Origin of the sequence: Chroococcidiopsis sp. CCALA 051, assembly GCF_003015105.1 — a bacterium.
Classification (GTDB): Bacteria; Cyanobacteriota; Cyanobacteriia; order Cyanobacteriales; family Chroococcidiopsidaceae; genus Chroococcidiopsis; species Chroococcidiopsis thermalis.
In genome coordinates this window covers 1-2,579 of the sequence record NZ_PYCI01000253.1, presented here as the reverse complement: position 1 = coordinate 2,579, position 2,579 = coordinate 1, and the positions used below count along the sequence as shown (strand labels likewise).

The following is a 2,579-nucleotide window of genomic DNA, read 5'->3' as shown; positions in this document are numbered from 1 at the left end:
ATATTAATTAACTAGGAAATGATGCTAATTGTACGGATGTCAACAAGTTTTACTGCACCCAGATAGCGAGTTAGAAGCAATTCTGGAATTCATTTGCAAAACCGCAAATTCTTTGACTAACTGCGGTATATATTTTGCTCGACAGATGTACTTCAAAGCTAAAACAATTGTTGGCAAGTTCGACTTGGAATCAGAATACAAAACCAATAAACATTTCAAGGCGTTGCACTCACAAGCAGCCCAACAAGTGTTAAGATCTGTCTCCGAATCATTCGAGTCATTTAAGAAGTTGAAATCTGCGTTTAATCGAGGAGAAATTGCGGATAAGCCTAGACCAGCGAAATATCGCAAATCGGGAGGTTTCGCGCTTGTCTCTTATCCCAAGCAGGCATTAAAGCTAATCAATAACCAAATACGTATTCCGCTTGGAAAACAAGTTAAGTGTTGGTTTGGTCTTGACTGCTTCTTTGTTCCGATGCCGTCAAATCTAATGAGAGATGGCGGGGGGAAACATTCCTCCCGCCACTCTCTCAAGTTTGCAGACATTAAGGAACTACGGATACTGCCAAGAAATCGGTGTTTCTACGTCGAGTTTGTCTACAAAACTAATGTTATCGAAGTGGATGTAGACCCGAACAATGCATTAGGTATTGACCCAGGAATCTCGAATTGGCTGACTTGTACTTCTAGTGTTGGTACTAGCTTTATTGTTGACGGTAGGCACATCAAATCACTCAATCGCTGGTACAACAAGCAAGTTTCCACGCTCAAAGAAAACAAGCCTCAAGGCTTTTGGTCTAATCGGTTGGCGGCTATCACTGAAAAGCGCAATCGACAGATGAGAGATGCGATAAACAAAGCAGCAAGATTAGTCGTCAACCACTGCATTGAACATCGTATCGGTACGATAGTATTTGGCTGGAACCAAGGACAACGGCAAGAGATAAAATTGGGTAAAAACAATCAATCTTTTGTGCAAATTCCAACCGCAAGACTCAAAGAAAGAATTAGCCAATTCTGCCAACAGTACGGCATAAGGTTTGTTGAAATAGAGGAAGCGAATACCTCTGCCGCGTCATTTTTGGATAACGATACTCTCCCCAAACATGGTGAAAAACCCACAAACTGGAGAGCGTCAGGAAAGCGAGTTAAGCGCGGATTGTACCGAACAGCTAATAATTGGTACGTTAATTGCGATGCTCAAGCGGCAGCAAATATTATTCGTAAAGTAAGCAGAACGCTTGGTTTAGACCTAAGCCGACTATGTAGGGGCGCTTTGACTCGTCCCCAGAGAATTCGTCTCTGGTCAGCTAAATTGAAACGCGAAGTGGCGCGTCTTTAGACCGCCATGAAGCAGCAGTTTAGAATCCCCTCGGCTTCAGCCAGGGGAGAAGTCAACCATCACGAACCAGTGTATTTTGCCCCGATGGAACGATGGATCGAGAATGGCGATTTGGATTTCGTGCAAGTCCGTTACTCGATCGCTCAACGTGCAGCCGAAGAGAGAATTCTACCAGCAGCAGCAAAGCGAGGAATAGCAGTTTTAGCCAACATGCCCTTTGAGAAGGCGCGTCTATTTGAATTGGTAAAAGGACGACCCCTACCCGATTTCGCCCGCGAGATTGATTGTGAGAATTGGGCGCAGTTTTTCTTGAAGTATGCAATTTCTCACCCTGCTATAACTTGCGCGATTCCCGCAACGACAAACCCAAATCACGTTGCTGAGAATATGGGAGCAATGCGAGGAGAACTACCCGATCGAGCAATGCGCGATCGCATGGTAAAGCACATGGAGAGCATTCCTGGTTTTGACAAACTAACCCAAACATCTTGGTATCCAGGTAAGCAGTTTGCTGGATTGGTACGCCTACCAAATCCCCGTCCCATTGGATGAGACAGTTATAGGGATGGTAATTGGTAGTTGGTAGTTGGTAATTGACAGTCAACAGGAGCGCGATCGCGCTCCTAGTGGCAACAGCTAAAATTTAAAATTGTGTAGTTTGCCTTTTTGATATTATGAGCGATCGCCTTGCAGAAGTCCGTGAATTTTGGAATTCAGTTGCTGATGATTGGGACATACAAGTAGGAGATGACGGAGATAGCAACCGTCGTTTGAACTCCGATCCGGTTTTATGGAATTTTGTCGGAGATGTTCGAGAGCTTCGGATTCTGGATGCTGGATGCGGAACAGGCTATCTTAGTAGGAAATTGGCAAGTCAAGGAGCTATAGTAACGGCGATCGATCTATCCGAGAGGATGATTGAAATAGCTCGCGAAAAAGCTAATCAAAACGGTCAAAATATCAACTTTCATGTAGATAACTGCGAGACGATGGACAGTCTTGAAGATAATTTTTTTAACGCGATCGTTTCCAACTACGTTCTCATGGATGTGCCAGATCTTGAAAACACGATGAGAGCCTTCAATCGAGTATTAAAAGTCAATGGCATCGCAGTTGTGGTATTTTCCCATCCATGTTTTCCTCAAAGTAGAGCAATTGTTATTGAAGATGGAGAATCGCTTTATCGTTGGAGCTTTGCTTATTTCGAGCCGCAAAAATGCGTCGATCCACCCTGGAA

At 44.0% G+C, this 2,579-nt stretch carries 3 protein-coding genes; all 3 read left to right on the top strand.

What is annotated here, in order from left to right; genetic code table 11:
* Window positions 1–28 precede the first annotated feature (28 nt).
* Entirely contained in the window at window positions 29–1,342 is a 1,314-nt protein-coding gene (locus C7Y66_RS30320) for an RNA-guided endonuclease TnpB family protein (RefSeq protein ID WP_106548366.1), read from the top strand.
* 6 nt (window positions 1,343–1,348) lie between these two features.
* Window positions 1,349–1,894, top strand: a complete 546-nt coding sequence (locus C7Y66_RS30315; RefSeq protein ID WP_199197739.1) for an aldo/keto reductase — start codon at window positions 1,349–1,351, stop codon at window positions 1,892–1,894.
* Window positions 1,895–2,016: 122 nt separating this feature from the next.
* Window positions 2,017–2,579 (top strand): class I SAM-dependent methyltransferase (locus C7Y66_RS30310; RefSeq protein ID WP_106548367.1); only part of this gene is annotated, 563 nt, incomplete at its 3' end.

Excerpts from the sequence above, each read along its gene's own strand:
- C7Y66_RS30315 (WP_199197739.1), top strand. The coding sequence starts at position 1,349 with ATGAAGCAGCAGTTTAGAATCCCCTCGGCTTCAGCCAGGGGAGAAGTC.